The sequence below is a fragment of the Pseudoalteromonas sp. J2K-J599 genome (assembly GCF_059295115.2).
The window spans coordinates 1103087-1124455 of the sequence record NZ_CM200271.1; the positions used below are offsets into that span (position 1 = coordinate 1103087).

General features: G+C 38.6%; 16 protein-coding genes and 1 pseudogene. 5 read left to right on the top strand and 12 right to left on the bottom strand.

What is annotated here, in order from left to right; all coding sequences use genetic code 11:
* The first annotated feature begins 74 nt into the window (after window positions 1-74).
* From AC5NT5_RS05030 to AC5NT5_RS05040, 3 genes are read left to right on the top strand one after another with little or no spacing between them, the layout of a single operon-like run.
* Entirely contained in the window at window positions 75-2507 is a 2433-nt protein-coding gene (locus tag AC5NT5_RS05030) for a tellurite resistance TerB family protein (protein ID WP_024595346.1), read from the top strand.
* Between the two features lie 2 nt (window positions 2508-2509).
* Window positions 2510-3817, top strand: coding sequence for an ATP-binding protein (locus AC5NT5_RS05035; RefSeq protein WP_024595345.1), 1308 nt, complete (start codon window positions 2510-2512; stop codon window positions 3815-3817).
* Window positions 3814-6003: a DEAD/DEAH box helicase gene (locus AC5NT5_RS05040; RefSeq protein WP_494513476.1), complete on the top strand. Its 2190-nt coding sequence runs from the start codon at window positions 3814-3816 to the stop codon at window positions 6001-6003. The genes AC5NT5_RS05035 and AC5NT5_RS05040 overlap by 4 nt, the downstream gene beginning before the upstream one ends.
* Window positions 6004-6063: 60 nt before the next feature.
* On the opposite strand, the gene AC5NT5_RS05045 is transcribed toward AC5NT5_RS05040, so the two are convergent.
* The 7 genes from AC5NT5_RS05045 to cadR form a co-directional block, all read right to left on the bottom strand.
* Entirely contained in the window at window positions 6064-7428 is a 1365-nt protein-coding gene (locus AC5NT5_RS05045) for a TniQ family protein (protein ID WP_024595344.1), read from the bottom strand.
* On the bottom strand, window positions 7421-8371 hold the full coding sequence (locus AC5NT5_RS05050; RefSeq protein WP_024595343.1) for a TniB family NTP-binding protein: 951 nt from the start codon (window positions 8369-8371) through the stop codon (window positions 7421-7423). The genes AC5NT5_RS05045 and AC5NT5_RS05050 overlap by 8 nt, the downstream gene beginning before the upstream one ends.
* Complete coding sequence (locus tag AC5NT5_RS05055; RefSeq protein WP_024595342.1) at window positions 8365-10344, bottom strand: TnsB C-terminal domain-containing protein; 1980 nt, start codon at window positions 10342-10344, stop codon at window positions 8365-8367. Before AC5NT5_RS05055 ends, AC5NT5_RS05050 begins: the two co-directional genes overlap by 7 nt.
* A gap of 5 nt (window positions 10345-10349) precedes the next feature.
* The gene (locus tag AC5NT5_RS05060; RefSeq protein ID WP_139015384.1) at window positions 10350-10946 is read right to left on the bottom strand and encodes a PDDEXK family nuclease; all 597 of its coding nucleotides are present in this window, start codon (window positions 10944-10946) and stop codon (window positions 10350-10352) included.
* A gap of 649 nt (window positions 10947-11595) precedes the next feature.
* On the bottom strand, window positions 11596-11838 hold the full coding sequence (locus tag AC5NT5_RS05065) for a MerC family mercury resistance protein (protein WP_327077832.1): 243 nt from the start codon (window positions 11836-11838) through the stop codon (window positions 11596-11598).
* A gap of 102 nt (window positions 11839-11940) precedes the next feature.
* On the bottom strand, window positions 11941-12309 hold the full coding sequence (locus AC5NT5_RS05070) for a MerR family transcriptional regulator (protein ID WP_028834999.1): 369 nt from the start codon (window positions 12307-12309) through the stop codon (window positions 11941-11943).
* 51 nt (window positions 12310-12360) lie between these two features.
* On the bottom strand, window positions 12361-12750 hold the full coding sequence (gene cadR / locus AC5NT5_RS05075) for a Cd(II)/Pb(II)-responsive transcriptional regulator (RefSeq protein WP_002962247.1): 390 nt from the start codon (window positions 12748-12750) through the stop codon (window positions 12361-12363).
* Window positions 12751-12828: 78 nt separating this feature from the next.
* On the opposite strand from cadR, the pseudogene AC5NT5_RS05080 reads away from it, so the two are divergent.
* Together AC5NT5_RS05080 and AC5NT5_RS05085 are read left to right on the top strand one after the other, a co-directional pair.
* Window positions 12829-13559: pseudogene (locus AC5NT5_RS05080) on the top strand (transglutaminase-like domain-containing protein).
* On the top strand, window positions 13546-14433 hold the full coding sequence (locus AC5NT5_RS05085) for a cation diffusion facilitator family transporter (protein WP_002962252.1): 888 nt from the start codon (window positions 13546-13548) through the stop codon (window positions 14431-14433). The pseudogene AC5NT5_RS05080 and the gene AC5NT5_RS05085 overlap by 14 nt, the downstream one beginning before the upstream one ends.
* 84 nt (window positions 14434-14517) lie before the next feature.
* On the opposite strand, the gene AC5NT5_RS05090 is transcribed toward AC5NT5_RS05085, so the two are convergent.
* From AC5NT5_RS05090 to AC5NT5_RS05110, 5 genes are all read right to left on the bottom strand, one after another.
* Window positions 14518-17646 carry an efflux RND transporter permease subunit gene (locus AC5NT5_RS05090; protein ID WP_002962253.1) on the bottom strand — a complete coding sequence of 1043 codons (3129 nt, stop codon included), beginning with the start codon at window positions 17644-17646 and terminating at the stop codon, window positions 14518-14520.
* A gap of 10 nt (window positions 17647-17656) precedes the next feature.
* Window positions 17657-18553 carry an efflux RND transporter periplasmic adaptor subunit gene (locus AC5NT5_RS05095; RefSeq protein WP_002962254.1) on the bottom strand — a complete coding sequence of 299 codons (897 nt, stop codon included), beginning with the start codon at window positions 18551-18553 and terminating at the stop codon, window positions 17657-17659.
* 70 nt (window positions 18554-18623) lie between these two features.
* Window positions 18624-19916: a TolC family protein gene (locus AC5NT5_RS05100; RefSeq protein ID WP_002962255.1), complete on the bottom strand. Its 1293-nt coding sequence runs from the start codon at window positions 19914-19916 to the stop codon at window positions 18624-18626.
* A 73-nt stretch (window positions 19917-19989) separates the two neighbouring features.
* Window positions 19990-20310, bottom strand: coding sequence for a hypothetical protein (locus tag AC5NT5_RS05105; RefSeq protein ID WP_024598538.1), 321 nt, complete (start codon window positions 20308-20310; stop codon window positions 19990-19992).
* 61 nt (window positions 20311-20371) lie between these two features.
* Window positions 20372-21271, bottom strand: a complete 900-nt coding sequence (locus AC5NT5_RS05110; RefSeq protein WP_002962256.1) for a cation efflux transmembrane domain-containing protein — start codon at window positions 21269-21271, stop codon at window positions 20372-20374.
* Window positions 21272-21369: the final 98 nt, after the last annotated feature.

The window sequence follows — 21369 nt, forward strand, 5'->3', positions numbered from 1 at the left end:
TATTAGTGGTATGTTAGTAGCATATGGAGTTTTAAATACCAAAATGGTACCAACCATTTTTAAAGGGATATTACATGGAATTCATTTTTATAATCGCAGTTGTTATATTGATAATTTGGTTAATTACCAGTCCACGCTCAAATTCAAATAAAGCAAAATCTGGATCACTAGGTAATCCAAGCCCGAACATAAAAGACACTCTTGATAAGTCAGCCTCTAAGTCTTCTATATCTGATCTTCAAAATGACGAAAGCAGCCCAATAAAGTCTATTAAAATTAATAATGCATCAGTAAGTGTTGAGCTACACAAACAAACAAATGAATTAACAACTTCAAAGCAGCTTAGTCCAAAACCTCGCATCACTGTTGTTAATACACCTCCCACAATTATAGAGCGTGCCCATAGTTCGAGAAATTCTGAAGACGATTTAGCCACATTTAATATTTTTGAGAGTAATGTATCTGAAGACACCTATATCAATAAGGGTAAACAAGCTCAATGGTTAAGCAAGGGTCAAGAAGTTACTATTCACAGTCGAAAGTTAAAAGGGTTTCTGTACGTAGGTGGGGTGATGGAATCATTGGTTGGTTATCGCTCTGAACCAGCATTAATTTGTGCAGACTTACCAGTAATATCACCACGGACTAATTCAAACGAATTCCCAACTGATGAATCTTTAGGCTACTGGCCAAGCTACGGTTTATTATCTAAAGAGTCTAGAGGTGCCTACCTTGATTGGTTAGCAACCGATAGAAGTGCGGGCAACACCCCAATAGGCTTTGTATTTTTGTACTTTTACGGATTTGAAAGATTTGTTGTTGAGAATGGTCAAGATAATAAAATTGAAGAGGAACAATTTGAAGATATTTTTGATGAAGTACTTCGTTTACATAAAGTGTTTGCTTCAAATCGCTCTTTTGCTTGTTATTCAGCAAATCTCTTAGAGTTTATGTATTTAGTTAAACCTAAATTATTTGAATGTAGAAAGCATAAATTACCAAAGACACGTCATTCACTACTTTTTAAATTACGTCTTTCAGAGCAAATCGTTGCTACAGAAAGAGTGAGTGATGAGTTAGCACTTGAGTGGATTAAAAATACAGACCAATACAATTTAAAAACCGCAGCTAGGCGCTGCGATATAGAGTTTGATTCACTTTTTAAACTTTACTACAAGCAAAAATTCCCAGAGGGAATGCAAGTGAAGCCCAATAAAACCAAATTAAACGCAGAGTACTTTGCCGCCAGCGGTGGTATCCCTAGTATTAAAATTTTACTCGACGGTTTGCCTGATCCGAGCATATTAAAAGCACCTATAAAAAAGCTTATTCCAATAGCAGATAAAGTCACTGAGGAGCTAGCTAGTTATAGCCGTTATTTAGCTAAGGCTGATACAAGCAAAGATGATTTAGCTGCATTAATGCTGTTGCCTCGTGTCATTGCTAGCAGTCAACCGTCACCATTAATCGAAAAGTTTAAAGCGTGGGCTAAGGCCATCATTTTAGAAAATGATGGGGTAACAGATGTATCTGAATTTTGGTTGCAAACAGGCTTACCAACACCGAAAGCGATAAATAAAAAAGAAGGTGAGCTCATTTATAACTTAGCGAACTTTGCTGATATTGGTATTGCGCCTGACTTACGTTACCACCATACAAAACCCAAATTAGATGGCAAACTTGTACTATTTACTCCAGGGCATGAGGAAGAATTCGTCCCTAGTCATGCGTTTAACCAAGTGGGTGTCGCACTGCGTTTAGGTGCTATGGTTGCAAATATAGATGGGGTTGTGGATGAATCAGAAAGTTCTGAGCTAGAAAAGCTAATTGCTCATGATGAAAAATTAACGGATATAGAAAAGCGATCTCTAAAGGCTTATCTTACATGGCGACTAGTTACACCATCGGATAATACGGGTTTAAAAAATAGACTTAATAATTTAGGTGTAAAAGAAATAGAATTTGTGAAAAGGTTTATTCTGTCTATTGCGCTAGCAGATGGCAATGTCGATAACAGAGAAGTAAAGCAAATCGAAAAACTCTACACAAATTTAGGACTGGATAAAGAGTCTGTTACGAGTGATATTCATCAGCTTACTACAAGTAGTCACCAGCCAGCGCCACGTAGTCAAAGCTCATCAGAGTTTAGCTTAGATGAAACAATATTAGCCCTTCATGAAAGCCAAACAACAGAAGCTAAAAACATGCTGGAACAGATCTTTACCTCAGATGAAGATGAAAGCGATTATATTGAAGTCCCAGAGCTGACAAACGAAGTTGATGGATTAGATCAGGCTCATAGTCAGTTGTTTGAAAAGCTATGCGCTAAAGCGCAATGGGGTCGCGAAGAGGTAGCCCAAATGTGTAGTGAGCTAAAATTAATGGTCGATGGTGCTATAGAAACCATTAATGACTGGTCATTTGATTTAGTGGATGCACCAGTAATTGATGACGACGGTGATATATACATTGATGAAGAAATAGTCAAAGAGATAAGGGAGTTATAACAATGGCAGCAAAAAAAATTAGATCAAAAGAGCGCGATGCAATTATACAGTCTCTTAAATCGGGTGTTACCCCAAAAGTCGGCATACAGCATATACAAGTAGGTCGTGGTAATGAGCTTAAAGCGCTCATTAAAGATATCGACAGAGTGACAGAGGGCGGCTCTGCTTTTCGGTTAATTATTGGCGAATACGGCTCAGGTAAAACATTCTTTTTAAGTGTTGTAAGAGCGATCGCATTAGAGCGAAAGTTAGTTACTGTTAATGCAGATTTATCTCCCGATCGTCGTATTCATGCATCATCTGGACAAGCCAGAAACTTGTATTCTGAGTTAATGAGAAACATGTCTACTCGTAATAAGCCTGATGGTAATGCATTGACCAGTGTGGTTGAAAAGTTTATTACCGAGGCACGAAAAGAATCAGATAATACAAGCAAAGAAATAACCACAGTGATTCACGAAAGGCTCGCGTCTCTCTCTGAGCTTGTAGGTGGTTACGACTTTGCAAAAGTTATAGAAGCATACTGGACTGGCCATGAAACAGATAACGAGCAACTTAAGAACAACGCTGTAAAATGGTTAAGAGCAGAATATGCAACAAAAACAGATGCTCGCAAAGATCTTGGTATAAGAAGTATTATCTCAGATGCTTCGTTTTATGACTCTCTAAAGCTTATGAGTTTATTTGTAAGGCAAGCTGGCTACGAAGGGTTATTAGTTAACCTCGATGAAATGGTAAATTTATACAAACTCAATAGCACCCAAGCACGATTATCAAATTACGAGCAAATTCTTAGAATACTCAACGACTGCTTACAAGGATCGGCTGAGTACTTAGGGTTTTTACTCGGTGGTACACCCGAGTTTTTACTTGATCCAAGAAAAGGGTTATATAGCTATGAGGCGCTGCAATCTCGCCTAGCTGGCAACACATTTGCAAAACAAGCCGGTGTTATTGATTACTCATCCCCTGCATTACACTTGGCAAGTTTAACGCCAGAAGAGTTATTTATACTACTTAAAAACCTTAGACATGTTTTTGCATCAGGCGATGAATCGTTATATTTAGTACCTGACGAGTCCCTCAAAGCATTTTTAGTCCATTGCAGTAAAACAATTGGAGACGCTTACTTCAGAACGCCAAGAAATACGATCAAAGCGTTTTTAGATATGCTTGCCGTGATTGATCAAAATCCAAATATTTCGTGGGACAGCTTAATAAAAAATGTTGATATTGCAGAGGAAAAACCTTCCGATGTAGAGCTAGACATTGAATCTGAAGACGATGAGCTAGCTGACTTCAAATTATGATTGACGCACACGAAAAGCTCGATTTGCGCATTCAGCAGTGGATTTTTAAACAAGGCTGGGATCGGCTCAGAGAGATTCAATGTTTAGCAATTGACCCTATCCTATCAGGCAATACTGATGTGCTTATTAGTGCCTCTACTGCCGCAGGTAAAACCGAAGCATTTTTTTTACCTGCAATAAGTAGTATCGCAGATGAAGTAAGTGGTGTGGGCATTTTATATATCAGCCCACTAAAGGCGTTAATAAACGATCAAGACCGAAGGCTAGAAAGCTTGTCAGATTTGTTAAACATACAAGTTACACCTTGGCATGGTGATAGTCCTCAAAGTCGAAAAAATAAGCTGAAACGAAATCCATCAGGCATTATGTTAATAACGCCAGAGTCCCTAGAGTCATTATTAATAAGAGACAGTGGCTGGGTAAAGTCTGCTTTTCAGAATTTAAAGCACATAGTTATAGACGAATTTCACGCATTTATTGGCACAGAGCGAGGCCATCACTTGTTGAGCTTACTGCACCGCTTAGAACACCTTGTAGGCCGTATAAACTCACCAATACCCAGAACGGCTTTAAGTGCCACTTTAGGTAACTTAGAAAGTGTCCCAGCATCTTTAAGACCTAATAAATCACTGTCTTGTAAAATAATAAAGCAAACGCAGTCTTCATCATCGTTAAAAATGCAAGTGAAGGGATATATTGAGAGCGCTGTTGTGGCAGATGAGACGGTTACTGCGGAGCAAACCGTATGTAACGATTTATATGGTCTTTGCCGTGGTGGAAACCACCTAGTGTTTGCAAATAGCAGAAGTCGCACCGAAAGTATTGCGACCACTCTTGCAGAGATGTGTGAGAGCAACACTGTGCCTAACGAGTTTTTTCCACATCACGGCTCGTTAGCCAAAGAAATGCGAGAATCACTTGAGGCTCGGCTTCAGCAAGATCAAATTCCCACGACAGCAGTGTGTACTATGACTTTGGAGTTAGGCATTGATATAGGCAAGGTTAACTCTGTCGTGCAAGTTACTGCGCCGCATTCTATTGCAAGTTTACGGCAGCGCATGGGTCGTTCAGGTAGGCGTGGTGGCGCTAGTATTTTGCGAATGCTGATAACTGAGGCTGACCTTACAGAAAAATCGAGTATTGTAGATAAACTGCGGCTTGAATTGGTTCAATCGCTAGCGATGATACGGTTATTGGTTGCAAGTAAATGGTATGAACCAGCAGACACTTCGCTCTATCACTTTTCAACATTACTTCATCAAGTTTTAGCTCTCATCGCGCAATGGGGTGGTATAAGAGCAGATCAAATCTACGTATTACTTTGTAAAGACGGGCCATTCCAACAAGTTACTGTTACTCATTTTAAAGATTTGCTATCTCACATGGGTAAGGTAGATCTTATTACCCAGTTAGGAAGTGGTGAACTGGTTTTAGGTTTTATGGGTGAAAAAGTAACAAATCATTATACGTTTTATGCCGTCTTTAAAACCCCTGAAGAATTTAGAATTGTAACGGGTAGTAAAACACTAGGGACATTACCCGTAGATAGCCTTATTTTAGAGGGCCAACATATTGTATTTGCGGGTAAACGTTGGGTGGTTGAGCTAGTAGATACAGACAAAAAAGTGATTTCAGTACAGCATGCAAAAGGAGGGAAACCACCTAAATTTGGTGGTTCAGGGATGGCTGTACATGATGTAGTGAGACAAGAAATGCTTAAAATTCTGAAAGAAAGTGACTACAGAGTTCAAGTTGGTGAACAAAGAATTGAATTTGGTGATGCAGTTGCCCAAGCACTTTTTAAAGAGGGGGCAGACTTTTTTAAAACTGCAAAACTTGAAAGTACATATTTCTTACAGCATGGCAATACAGCCGTTGTTTTGCCTTGGGCCGGTGATAAAGTTGTAAATACACTTGTTGCAGTACTTATACACAAAGGGTTTGGAGCGGGTGCATTTGCAGGAATTATAGAAGTTGAGAATACCTTAATTGATCATGTTATCGGGGCTCTTAAAAGCTTTCGAGATGATAAAACCATATCAGCAATTGATTTAGCTGATGCTATTGCAGAAAAAACTATAGATAAGTTTGATGAGTATTTACCTCAAGAAATTCTTGCACAAGGGTATGCTGCAAGAACTTTTGATGTTGAGAAAGCACAGGTATTAGTTAAAGAATTACTCTAAGACAGTAGAAAGCTATTAATAGCAACCTCTTAGATTATTTGTAAAACAATGCCCCCCTCTTCACAGAGGGAGGTTGAGTTGTCTGTTTTTATGCAGCTCTTGCAACTTCTTCAGCTCAATTAGCTTTAAAGTTGAGTTATCTGCTTTCCAGTCAGAGGATTTGATTAATCCGCTACTAATTGCATTTTTGATGATGTTGGGTGATATTTTGGCAATTTTTGCACATGTATCAATACTGATTGTTCTGGCTTTAGACGATTTCAAATGACGTTCGCCTACTTTTATCAGCTCATCACGGTTGAAGTAAATTGAATCAAGGAGGTTATTCTTACCTTGATAATAAAAAGGTAAATCTTTCAAAAATATTGCTAATAAAAGATCTGATTTTTCCATCAGGTATTGCTCGACAAACTTTGTGGCTTCCATGAAATCGACTTCATTTATGACTTCAGAGGTTGATTTAGTTACCAGCTCTTCTATTAACTGCTTGGCATCAATTAAACCATCGACTTGATATCGGTTTGTATTGCTGAATCGTAGAATATTTTTGTACCACAGAGGCTTTAAATCAGCTGCGTTGAGCCCTAGACAAGATGCGAGTATCCTTATTTCCAAAGGCTTGCTTGTGGAAGTAAGCTGGAGAGAAGGCTTTCTATTGCCGATTTGAGCGCGCTTTATCAAGTTCCAATCTCTATGAATATGACATGATAAGGAATAAAGCTCAGGATATGCCAGGTTTTTAGGATAACCAGCTGGCAGCCCTTTGCTAGATATTTTTGCTAGCCAATGCCCTAATGCTTCATTATTAGTTAACAAGTCAATTCCTGCGGTTAGGATTTTTGGTATGTCTTTATAATTAAAATAGGCTTTTCTTTTAAGCTCTGAAATTTCAAGAACGTACAAACCTGCAATAATACAGTCTTCTATATTACCGGTTGTGAGCCTTTTAATCTTTTCATCCACCGAAAGCTGAAGAAGTTTTCTTCCACAATATTCATTGCTGCAATACCCTTGAAGTAAACTTGCGTTAAATTCCAGTTCGTGTTCGCAGTGAGGGCATACATCAATAAGCATGACCTGGTGCTTTGCACAGTGCGTATATCTTGGGTCTTGCCAATTATCTCTATGAATAGGGTTTTCATTCAAGCATTTTAGACATGCTCTAGCGTGGAGAATTCGAGCACTGGAACAGACTTTTGGAAAAGGGCTCCCCTCCGTTTCTGAAAATGAAATAGGGCGTTGTATGAGTGAGCTGATATTGTTGATATCAGCTTTTTTTAGATTATTGCGAATTGCTAAGTTAAATACTTTCTTATTAACAATGTCTTCTGGTTTCATAAAACCATTTCGCATTGCAAGACGAAGAATGTAGCCAGCCTGGCTTTCTCCAACGAAAGGCCTAACTCGAATTGGTAACCTAGCCATGTGTGAACGTTTCCTTTAACTTGCGATCTAAATCTTCAATATTGCGTTCAGTTTGCTGTGCATTAATCATGTCAGCATTAAACGGGTTGTCTTCGCTATTTCTGATAGCAAATTTATACGCTTCTTCAAATGCTCTTATGTACTGAGCTGTATTCTTGTAATCAGCGGGTAACATCTGTGCATAAAGCTTATTAAGGAGCCCATGCATGCCATTTGTTGCAATATAAATGCGGTTGAGTAAGTCTTTATGTGACTGAGCCGTTAGCCTATTAAAGCCATATTTAAGTTGATAAAAATTAACCATGCTTATCCAAGCTAGGCACTGGCTTGGACAGGGACTAAGTTGATGTGGGGCTAGAAAACGACGGCTTAATTGCTCTTCTTTATCTCCACCTTTGTAGGCGAGTTCGATAATTCTTTTAGCCAATGGCGTTCCCATTAAAATTACAGGGATGCTAGCTTTGTCTACTAGACCTGCAAATTGTTTTGCCATTTGCTGAGCTCTGATACCGTCTGTATCAGGTAAGCACTCTTGAACCTCATCAATAATAATAAGCTCAACACTTTGTTCATTGAGTAGATGTAACAAACGTTCAAGTGCAGTATAAGGCCTTTCTTTGCTGTTCATTACAGTGCACCCTAAAGCCATTAAAATTTGATGAAGCAAGTCAGTTGGAGTTGATGTTGCACCTAACTTAACGTAAAGCACTGGAATAATATTTTTTTCATCTAACTCAGATTGAGGGAATTGTTGGGTATACGTCTTAGCCAAATATGATTTGCCAACACCAGAAACCCCCGTCAATAAGCCTGAGTAGTTTCTATTCTGATGAATCTTGCTAATGTATTCCCATGCTTCCGTTGTAGACGAATGGCAATGGAATGTGCCACTTTGCGGTACATATAACGAACTTGGTGATGTATTAAGAGTAGTGCTTACCATTTTTCATAACCTTCCTTGTTTCTGAAGTGAGAGTCATCCTGATTCTCTTGTGAGAGATCCGTACCTAGTAACGGATCTGTGCGTTTAGATTGGCGTTCATGGGGAGAGCTATTAGATTGCTTAATGATATCTTTAGTAGATCGATCATCTATTAAGTTTTGCTCCATATTTTGCGTTTGCTTGCCATTACGTATTTTTCGACGTTTACGTTTTATAAGCTCAGCTTCGCCACAATATATTGAGCGACGAATAGGTGTACTGTGATTCATATTGGCGACCTCAAATGAAATTGCCACCTGTTCATCAACCAAATCGATGTTGTAAGCAATGATTTTTGTAACATGAGTGTCGCCAGGCAATGTGACCGCAAGGGTTACAGCCCTGCAATCTTGTGTATCATGCAATACCGATACTTTAGGGTTTTTCCCTGAAGCTTTGCCGGTTTTAAGCTGCCAATATAGGTTTTGAACCTCTTCACCATAAAAGTCCTGTTTGTTGAATCTGAATTTACCAGTCTCGTTTAAGGTAGTCTCCCCCTGAAAAACATGGAAACTGGTTTTTAGATGTTCATAGTGGCACGGAATCAATGGGTACTCTAGGCAAGAAGCTTCCCATACTTCCTGGGGAGTTTTGCCATTGAGTTCATTGTGTGGCTGATTTACATAATGCACTAAAAAATCGTGGAGATTCTGAACGAAGCTATCTACCGTCATGGCGGCAGCTTGTTTTAGCGTTTCATCTGTAGGGTTCCTGTTAGTGTTTTTCCCTTCATAACGCTTACCTTTGTATCCAGGCACGCCATGCACGATTTTATTGCCAACTTTAAGCTCAGCGCTTTCTAAAAACTCACTTCGGATCGTTTTATTAAATGATTCTACAAAAGGTTTTTTGTAGGGCTGATTGCTTGGCGCGTAAATCAGTTCACACTTCAATGATTCAGCTGTTTTTGCAAATGTTTCATTATTGAACCCCGGACCATTATCGCAAATTATTCTGATAGGTATGCCAAATGCATCGAGTTGTTCACTCGCGGGTATAACAATATTGCGAAGTAAGTTAACGCCACCGATAGCCTTTTCGGCTTCACCAAACTCCACAGTGACTGCAATCGGGTAGCGAGAATGACAATCAATGGCAATATATAAAGCGACTTTTCCAGTAACTTCTCCAGTAGTATCATCAATTAGGCGAAGATTAAGCGCTAATCTATCTGCTTCTATACGCGTAAGTACTCGATCCGTTTTGATGCGAGTTTTGTATGTTCTCATTAGCTTATTGACTTCAGCTCTGTTGCCCGAAGCTTCGGCACGGTCTAGATCGTTGAAGCTGTGATGGTGCTTTCTAAATTTTTCTCTACTTACGATGGTAATGGTAGGGTCATTCATCTCGTTGACCCAATTCTCATACTTTGCATGTCCTACAGCAATACTTGGAGTTATTTTTCCCATCATGAACTTTTCGTAACCCTCCCACATGATTTGTTCAGAGCGAGAGTCTGTTGTATTTCTCTTAGACTTTCGTTTTGGGAGATAGTCAATATGACTAAACCCAGCGTCTTTAAACCTCTTCCACCACCTTGATAAGCTTGATTGGCTTGGATGCTTTACCTTAACAACTGTCCCTGGTTTGCTATTTATTGTTTGCTGCTCTTCCACTTCAGCTATAACTCGTTTATAAATTGATAACGTGGTCATATGTGCGTTTTCTTCTTCAAAAATCTTTTTCATTAAAGAAAGGTAAGGTGCTTGCTTTTCTTTTATTAGTTTTTGGAATGGATCTAATGCTGAATGAGGTGAATTAGGGGTAACTGGTATCAAATAAGTTTTTAAGGCAAATGCAAACTCATTACGAGTAAAAGTTTGCAGCTCCTTGGTTTTAATATCTCTAGTAACTACGTTTAATTGATCGCAAAGCAAGATATCGAATTTACGATCTTTATCATCTAATAGTTGAGAATAAGGAAGTATATTCATCGAGCTTAATTTCTCAATTGAGTGCTGTCAGAAAGCTTTACAGTATTGTCAAACCCGATGTGTGAGTGAGCGAGTAGAGCAAAAGGAACAAATGGGCTAATGCCAATAGATTCAGCTTGTTTCCTCAAATCACCAAAAGTAGTTGGGAATGAATTAACTAAAGGTAATAATTTATGAACTTCGCTCGGTTCTGTTCTTAGGTAGGGGTAAAGTGTTTTAAAGTTGCCAATAGTAATTGGGTTTAAATCCTTTTCAGTGACAATACGAACAGGGCGCCCAGTTAAGCGCTCAATATACTGCGCCTTTTCAGTAAACTTGTTTATAAAAGTTTTAGAATGCACGTACTTGTATGGATGCGGGTCAAAGTAAATACTAGAACCATTTTGAAGCTCAACTAATACATCGGGCGTATAGCGACCTGCTGGTGTATCCGCACTCTCTGGTTGGGTTGTATAGGCAGACACTCGTTCGTCAAATTCGAGCCAATACAAAAAGTCTAGCTCTAATGTTGATTCAACCCAAACATGGCAATTGTTCTTTAAACTGTAAAAGTAGTCTACGGGCCTATCTCGCCTGATCCTACGAAGTGTTCGCTGTTGCATAAAATTCTCCAAACATCCTGTTTATAGCTGCGTCATTCCTTGTGATTGATGAGCAAGTCATCATTTGAAGATGCATACTTGAGACTAGCTAAGTTAATCTGTTTAATTTCCGTATTGCACTCAATCTTCATTAACGATCATAGCAGATAATTTCCAGATGGATTTCGTTGGTATGAAATAAAATCAAATAAAACAATGCTTTAAATAATATAACCAAGCAGTAAACAAAGATGAATAAGCACTTTCTTTGATAAATCAGCTAACTAGTCTAAATGATGAGAAATTTTTGATGTTGATAATTTTTTTGAGAAACTTGTTGTATTCGAATATAGGTATCTACAGTATTAACATTTCCACTTCTAGTACCTTTGCGAAGTTCGGCTGTGAGTGATGAAGAGACGGTCACGATAACTTTATGTAATTAGTTTTATTCTGCAAAGCCGGCTATCGTCTAACTCGTATTTGCCCCTTTATGAGTTAACGTAATTCTCTAAGGTCGCCTTTGAGCGAAAAGCAGACATTGACCGTTAATCGTTTCAACGACGGCAATTAGCCATACGTTGCATGTTTGCTCCCTTACTGGTTTTACGATATCCAAAACCGACATAACGACCATTAAGCAAATACCAAAGTAAAATAGGTATGTGCTTCAATCATATAGCCAAAGAGGATAAAGCGTTAATAGCACTGCTACAGGCCCTAGAATGCTGAAGACAGCTCTGGTATGGTTTTTATTTTTGTGCCAGTTGTATAAGTTTACCAATAGTTCCAAAGATGCAAAAATAGGTAAAAGCGTATTTACAGCTATTCCTTCGAAGTGAGAGAAGAAGCCTAGTCCTAATGCCGATGCAAGTGACCTTAATGCAGGGAAGCAGGCCGTGCCGCTAGCCAAACGCCACTAGAGCCTACTCTGTCTAATATTTTATTTATCATTTGAAAGTCTATTGGTTGATATTACCATCATTCTAAACTCCGTATATAAGTACGGAGTCAATCATTTTAATGAATCAATTATGGGGCAATGTGTTGGATCTTCGTTTTGCATACAGGTATTTGTCATATCCACAATTACTTTCTCTAAACGTTGAAGGTCATTAATTTTGTCTCGAATGATTGCTAACTTTTGTCGGCTTAATAGCTCAACTTGAGTGCAGTTGCTGTCCATAGACATTAGCGATTTTATTTCTCTTAACGTAAAGCCGAGCGCTTTGGCTTTTGTGATAAACCTAAGTTGTCCTGCTATTGTTTCGTCATATTGTCTATAACCAGATATTGGTTTTTCAGGTTGTGTAATCAGCCCTTCTCGTTCATAAAAACGAATGGTTTCTACATTTAAATTTAATGATTGTGCTAATTTGCCAATGGTTTACATTATTGCCTTTGTGAATACTACTAATCTAAAGTTATATTTAGTTTAGCTATCCAATGATTTGATGATGCCGCACGCTTCAATTGTATTGTCTGAACCACAAGCACTTGCCATCTGTTGTAATTCAGCTTTAAGCGCCCTTAATTCTTTCATACGTTTATTCACTAGTGCAAGTTGCTGATCAATTAATGCATTAACGCTAGAGCAGCTTTCTTCTGGCTTATTTTTTAATTCGATAAGACGTTTAATATCATTGAGTGATATATCTAGGCTGCGACAATGCTTTACGAATTCCAATTGTTTAAGTGCTTTACTATCATACAGCCTGAAATTACCTTCTGAACGGTTTGGATTTAACAGTAATCCTTCTCTTTCATAATATCTAATCGTTTGTATTGAACAGCCCGATTTTTTTGACAATTCGCCTATTTTCATCAATTTCCCCCAGACATTTGACTCTATAGTTACTATAGGATCTATAGTATAGGTATGCAACGAAAGGGATATATAAAAATGACTGAGAAATATTTAAACAATACGAATATCGTTAATTTTGAACACAAAGATATCCAATCCCTGATCGATCAACGAGGGTGGAAAAATTTGGATAATTTCAACAAAATTGGTGCCGCTTATCAGTTTGTAAAAGATGAAATAATGTTTGGCTATAACAAGAGTGATGATATTTCAGCAAGCGATGTGCTAGCAGATGGTTATGGACAATGTAATACTAAGGGTAATCTGTTAATGGCACTATTGCGTGGACTAGGTATCCAGTGTCGTTTCCAAGGTTTTACCATTGATCAGCAACTATAAAAAGGTGCTATCCTAAGCTTGTATTTTGGTTAGCACCTAAATACATCATTCATAGTTGGGTAGAAGTTTACTTTGAAGGGCGTTGGATAAACTTAGAGGGCTTTATATTGGATGAGCAATACTTAAGCTCACTACAGCAGAAATTTAGCCAAGCAAAAGATGAGTTTTGTGGTTATGGTGTTGCAACAAAGTGCTTATCTTCACCCGGTACGGATTGGCGTGGAGAGGATACCTATATTCAAAAAGAAGGTATTCATGACGACTTTGGGCTTTATGATTCACCAGATAAGTTCTATCTCGAAAAAGGTACTAATCTATCAGGTGTAAAACGTTGGTTGTATCAACGAGTGATCCGACATTTGATTAATATGAATGTATCAAAAATAAGAAATAAAAAAGTACTGGAGGTACAAAATGCACAACCATAGTCACAGTCATCAGCATGGTAAAGACGACCGGATTGGTTGGGCATTTTTCCTTAATGTGATATTTACCATTATCGAATTTATAGGTGGTTGGCTCACAAACAGTACGGCGATAATGGCGGATGCCGTTCACGATCTTGGTGATAGTCTTTCAATAGGTTTTGCGTGGATTTTAAGTCGTTTTTCAGATAAAGAAGCATCAGACAAATTCAGCTATGGTTATCGCCGACTTACACTTTTTGGTGCATTGGTAAATAGTATTGTTTTGATTATCGGCTCTATTTGGGTTTTATTTGAAGCAATACCTAAGCTGTCCAATCCTGAAATGCCTGTAGTTGAGGGGATGTTAGGGCTAGCCATACTCGGTGTTGCCGTAAATGGTTATGCGGTATTCAAATTAAAAGCGGGTGAAACACTAAATGAAAAAGTGCTGACATGGCACCTACTTGAAGATGTACTCGGTTGGGTTGCCGTTCTTATAGTCTCTATTGTATTGTTGTTCGTTGAACTGCCGATATTAGATCCTCTATTATCAATAGGGTTTACGCTGTTTATCTTATTTAACGTTTTCAAAAATCTTAAATCAACATTGGTGCTTTTTCTTCAAGCTGCACCCGATAAAGAGACCCAAGAGCGTATTAAGCAGTCATTAATTGAATTTCCTGAAGTAAATGGTATACACCATATGCATTTTTGGTCACTGGATGGTGAAAGTCACGTTTTAACAGCGCACCTTGAGCTGAGTGACAACTTTGACGTTAAAGAATTAATTAAGCTTAAACAAGAGGTTGCAGCTAAATTATCTTCCTATCATTTATCGCATACGACGATAGAGTTTGAGTTTTTAAATGAAAATTGTAGGGATGAAGCAGAGTAAGTTTTATCAATAAAATTTTGGAGCATACAATATAAAAAGCAGCTTAATTAGGCATAACTTAGTAATTAAGCTGCTTTTTTGCTTTTAGATTTCGTCGGATTGCTGTTTGTTACTCTCAGCGCCATGCGCCCATTGATATAAAATAGGCAATACAAACAAAGTTAAAATGGTAGAAGATACAATACCGCCGATAACAACTGTTGCTAGTGGTCGTTGTACTTCTGCACCAATTCCAGTGTTTAACGCCATTGGAATAAAACCTAAACTTGCGACCAGTGCCGTCATTAAAATAGGTCTTAAACGAATGATGGCACCTTCAATGATCGCTACGTATAGGTCGCCTTTTTCATGCCAAAGATCTCGAATAAAAGCCAACATAACCAAGCCATTTAATACTGCGACACCTGACAATGCAATGAAGCCGACACCTGCCGAAATTGATAAGGGCATGTCTCTTAAATAAAGTGAAAATACGCCCCCTGTTAATGCTAAAGGCACGCCACTGAAAATGATTAATGCATCTTTTAATGAACCAAATGCTATAATCAAAATACCTAGGATAACAACCAATGTTATCGGTACAACTAGGCTTAATCGCTTACTTGCTGATTCTAGTTGTTCAAACGTTCCACCATAATCAAGCCAGTATCCTGCTGGAATTTCTCCTTCCTGATTAATTTTAGCTTTAACTTCTTTTACAAAACCGCCTAAATCTCTACCACGAACATTGACGGTAACCACAACTCTTCTTTTTCCGTTCTCTCGGCTAATCTGCGCGGGTAAAGACTCTGATTTAAGCTCTGCAACTTCTTCAATTGGCACATAGTTACCATTCTCAAGTGGAAGCGGCAGATGCTTCAAGCTATCGATATCCGTTCTTATTTGCTCTGGTAGGCGAACAACTAACTCAAACCGTCTGTCACCTTCATAAATGATCCCCGCAGATTCACCGCCAATCGCAGTGGCAACCCAGTCTTGCAATTCGGTAACGTTCAATCCATACCTACCAAGCGCTTCTCGTTTAGGAATTACTGATAAAGATGGAACACCTGTGACCTGTTCTATTCGAGCATCAGCGGCACCATCCACGGTTTTCACAATATTTAGAATATCTTTTGCGGTAAGTAATAACCGATCCAAATCATCACCAAATATTTTGATGCCGACATCAGCTCTAACGCCAGAAATCAATTCATTGAAACGCATTTGAATAGGCTGAGTGAATTCATAGTTGTTGCCTGGAATGTTTTTCAGTACTTTTTCCATTTCTTCAACTAATTCACTTTTTGGTTTTGAAGGTTCGGCCCATTCTTTACGTGGTTTTAAAATAACAAAGATATCAGCAATACTCGGTGGCATTGGGTCGGTTGCTACTTCTGGTGTGCCAATGCGCGAGAATACTTTATCAACTTCAGGAAACGCTTTAATACGTTGCTCAAGTACTTCTTGCATTTCTACTGATTGCTCTAGGCCAGTCGATGGAATTCTTAATGCCTGTAGTGCAATATCACCTTCATTTAATTGAGGAACAAATTCTGTCCCAAGCGTAGTTGCTAACCAAAGGCTATACCCCATTAACAGCGTTGAGAATGAAACAATAATCCAACGAAATTTCATCGCCATTTTTAACAATGGTTCATAAATAGACTTGGTTGAACGAATAACTACACTTTCTTTTTCGCTGATTTTACCTTTCATAAACACAGCTACAGCAGCAGGAACCAGTGTAACTGAAAGGATCATTGCGGAAATTAACGCCATAACGACAGTTGCCGCCATAGGGTGGAACATTTTCCCTTCAACGCCAGTTAGCGTGAAAATGGGGATGTAAACAACAGTGATAATTGCCACACCAAACAAGCTTGGACGTATCACTTCTGAAGTGGCTTCAAAAACGGTATTTAGGCGTTCTCTTAAGTCTTGCCTATGACCGTTGTGTTGGGCCTGTGCTAACCTACGGACAGAGTTTTCAACGATGATTACAGCCCCGTCCACTATCAAGCCAAAGTCCAATGCGCCGAGACTCATTAAATTGGCAGATACTCCTGCTTGCACCATACCTGTGATTGTCATTAACATGGAAATAGGGATAACAGCAGCGGTAATGAGAGCTGCACGTAAATTTCCAAGTAGAATAAATAACACAACAATAACTAAAAGCGCACCTTCAACGAGGTTTTTGGTAACGGTTGCAATCGCTTTATCTACTAACGTTGTTCTGTCGTAAACAGGCTCTGCGGTAATGCCCTTTGGCAGAGATTTTTGTATTTCGCTGAGCTTATGTTCCACTTCTAAAGCAACGGTGCGAGAATTCTCACCAATCAGCATCATGGTTGTACCAAGCACTGTCTCAATGCCATTACGAGTAGCAGCCCCTGTTCTAAGTTCTTTGCCTATAGCAACATTGGCAACATCACTTATTTTTACAGGAATACCATCGTTCTTTTTGATGATGACATTGAGGATTTCATCCATTGTCGCAAGTTGCCCGATGGAGCGCACTAACACTTGTTGTCCGTTTTGCTCAATATAACCCGCGCCACGGTTATCATTATTTTTACGTAATGCATCAGAAACGTCTTCAAAGCTTACCTGATGAAAAAGTAATTTTTCGGGTTTCGGCGTTATATGATACTGCTTGTTATAGCCGCCGATGCTGTTGACCTCAATGACGCCTTTAACTTGAGCCAATTGCGGTTTAATGATCCAGTCTTGTATTTCTCTTAAGGCAATAGCGGTATAAGGCTCTCCATTAGGCATTTTAGCGTCAGGAGAAGCTTGTACGGTATACATAAATATTTCACCAAGCCCTGTGGAAATAGGACCCATCTCTGGCTCTAAGCCAGAGGGAATAACGCCTTTTATCGCAGCTAATCTTGCATTGATTAAGTTGCGTGCGAAATAAATATCGGTTCCCTCTTCAAAGATAACGGTCACCTGGGATAAACCATATCTTGAAAGAGAGCGGGTGTGAGACAGCTTTGGTAGTCCAGCTAATGCGTTTTCTACTGGAAAAGTTACCCTTTGCTCCGCTTCTAAAGGTGAATAACCGGGGGCAGAGGTATTTATTTGTACCTGTACGTTTGTTATATCTGGAACAGCATCAATGGGAAGTTTTTGATAACTCCACATACCAACGCCGATGATTACCATCAGCAAGCTTAATACTAAATAGCGCCTATTTATTGCAAGACGCAAAATTGATTCAATCATATTGCGTCTCCTAATCGTCGTCTTCTACTTCAGATTTCAAGATATCTGCTTTAATCAGATAACTGTTTTTGTTTACATATTCAGCGTCTTTACTGAGGCCATCAATGACCTCGATATAGTTTTTGTCTGAACGACCAAGGACAAGTGGTGCAAACTCGTACTCTTCATTTTCTTTTACAAAGACACCTAATTGTCCACCTAGCTCTTGTATGGCAACTTTCTCGACCGCTAAATCCACCTCAAATTGGTTTATCTTTACGTTGCCTTTTAATAATTGACCTGACGTTAGCTTTAACTCAGTGTTGTTTAATCGTACCCGTGCTAAAACATAAGGCTGATCTTTAGCTGGAATAATATTAGTGATGACTGAACTGAATGCGTGTTCACCTTGCTCAATATCAACATGCTGACCGACTTTGATTTGATTATATTGGCTGGTAAACACCTTAAATTCAGCCCACAAGGTGTCAAATTTGACGATTTCAAACAAGCTAGTGTTTTGCGTGATACCGCCAATATTTCCATTTCGCTGTAAAACAGTCCCAGAAACAGGCGATGTTATTTTATAAGTATTTAAGCTCTCATTAGATTCAATAACGGCTAATAGATCGCCTTTTTTTACCGTATCACCAACAGTGAAGTTTATTGTCTTTATAACGCCGTTATATCTAGCGCTAACTTGAAATAATTGTTCAGCGCCTATCGTCGTAGAGCCGTATACAGGGATAGTTTGGTTCAACGTTTTTGAAGCTAAATAGGCTGTTTCAACACCAACCTTTTTTGCCATGTTATTGTCGATTTTGCTTATGCCTTCTTCGCCTTCATGTTCATCTTCACTAGCGAAAACACTTTGAATGGGTGATAGATACCCAATAAAAATCAATAGTGCGAGTAAATAGTTTTTCATTTTGAATTCCTAAACGATTCAGTTAATCACTGAATCAATAAATTGTTATTAAACTTAAAGTGATGTTTATTTAGAGTGACAGCGCTTCGTTTGTTAGTTTTTCTATCTCTGCGCCATAAATTAGGGCAGCAGATGCCGCGTCAATAAGGGTTCGCCGAGCATTTAACAGCTCTTGTCTAGCCGATACATAATCAAGATATCCATATCGACCTTTTTGATAGGCGTCTTGAGTATCTTCCAGTGCATCTTCAAGCATTGGGATAACCGACTGCTTTAATGAATTAGCTGTTAATATGGCTTGTTTTCTATTGGAGTATGCTCGTAGTAAGTGATTTCTAAATCTTAACTTAGTCGCCTCTTTCTCTATGGCAACTTGGTCACGCTCTGCTAGCGCACTAGCGATTGCGCCAGAATTTCGCTTTTCAGCAAACAAAGGTAAGCTAAAGCCAGCGACCAGTGCCGTATCATTGGCTTCTTGAGAGCGCCTAACACCAACAGACCATTTGATATTGGCCGTTGACTCTGTTTTAGCCAACTGTAACTCGGCCTCTTTTAGTCGCTGCTCACTTGCATAAACTTGAATAGCAGGGTTTTTCTCTAATTTCGCAAAGAGACTACTAAAATCACTATCATTGCCAAACTGAAACAGATCTCCAGTTACTCTAGAGAATGACACTGATGTTTCTCCCCAGTAAGCTGATAAAGAAAGCTTTAGATATTCCAAGCGCTTTTGTTCAGATTGAAGGGTGAGGTTAGCCTGAGCAATAACTGCTTTTGAGCGTTTCACTTCAGCCTCAGGAGTAGCACCTGCGCGGTTACGCTGAGATACAATCTCTAAGGTTTCTTGTGCTAAGCTCAAAGCATTTTCTGCCAATATAACTCTTTGTTGGGCTGCAAGTACTTCCACGTACTTCTCAGTGACTTGAGCCATTAAATTAAGCGCAGAGACTTCTTTTTCAGCAGTGAGTAGTGTTCTTGATTTTGAAACAATTCCAATCCGCGCTGAGCGTTTATCTCCCATTTCGATAACCGAAGATAGAGCGACTGTTAATTCAGCACTGTCGAATGTATTAAATTCACCTGAGCCTGCAAAGTTCTCAGCTTCAAGCTCTAGTTCATAAGCAGGATTTAAACTTGCGATTTGTTCTCGTCCAATTAATGCCGTTTGCTTGAAATCAAATATTTTAAGTTCTGGATTTTGTTTAAGCGTCCACTGAATTGCCTCTTGAAGGTTTAACTGCTTCTCAAAGGCATAAACATTAAATGTAAAAAGTGACAAAGCGAGAAACGCGATATATTTAAGCCGAGGTGTTACACACCTTAAAATTGCTATCTTGCGATGCACACAGGTATTAAGTGCCATGTATACTTTCCTATAAATTTATATGTGATATTTAGGTCATTAACATTTGACCTTTCTTAATTTTCTATAAAATTTAGGCGTATTTAGGTGGGCGGAATGGCACCGAGATATAGCCTTTTAGCTCAGGGGAAACTAAGGCGTAGGTAGGGAAATATTCTATTGCTTGTAAAATATTACAAGAAGAATCTGTATTTAAAAATAACTGACAGCAGCAACAAAAATTACAATTATCAATTAAAGTTTGGCTATTACCCTCCTCAAATAAATTAGAGCTTTCAGGAGCTTTTAGCGGGGTAATAGACTCAGTTAGTGATATATTAAAAGAACTTTCAATTAAGTTTCCTTCAATCTCTTCTTGCGAAAAAAACACAGACTGCACCGCGATTAAAATCATTATCACGTATGATATATATGGTTTAAAATATGACGGGTGCATTCTTTTAACTACTTTCTACTTAAGACTTTAGCTGTAAGATGCGGCGAGCACCGTTTAAAACGACAACAGCAATAATCAAACCAATCACTAAATCTGGATAACGGCTGCTAGTTACTGTAACTAATAAGCCAGCTAAGATTACACCTACGTTTGCGATTACGTCATTTGCGGAAAAAATCCAACTCGCTTTCATATGAGCGCCGTCTTCTTTGTTGCCAAATATTAAAAACAGACAAGCAATGTTAGCGATTAGTGCTATTCCACCAAATATCATCATTAAAGAAGAGATAGGTTCACTACCGTAAATAAAGCGTCTTACGACTTCACTCAAAGCACCTAGCGCTAGAATAATTTGAAGTACACCAGATATATGTGCCGCTCTAAGTTTCATGCTTATGCTTTTACCGACAGCATATATAGCTAAACCATAAACAGCAGCATCAGCAAACATATCTAATGAGTCGGCAATAAGGCCAGCAGATTGCGCAATAATCCCAGCAATTACTTCTATAAAAAACATGACTCCATTAATGGCTAACAACCATTTTAGCGTTGATGCTTCTTTCATCTCATTTTTTTGGGCTAGATCTTTTGCTTTTGCAGCTTCGGTGCTGCAACTTTCTTTAGTTGATGCCAACTCTGCACCGAGATTGAGTTGTTGTAATTTTTTTGTTATCTCATCTAAATTTTCATCATGAAAAACCTTGACTAAACGGCTAGGAATATCAAATTGCAACCCAACTGAAGGCTCAATTGAGTCAAGTGCTAACCTAATCAATCTCTCTTCTGAAGGACAGTCCATTTGAGGTACTTTAAATGTACTGACAAACGCGCCACTATAGTTATCTAATTGTGTATCAATTTTTACATCTTCATTGGTAGAAGATGATTGACACTGACCACTACATTTTTCTGACATATTTAACACTCCGTAATAATATTAAAATAAGTATAAAATCTATAGTGGCTATAGAGTCAAATAAAAAATTATTTAATGTAAAAGCGTGGAAACTGAAT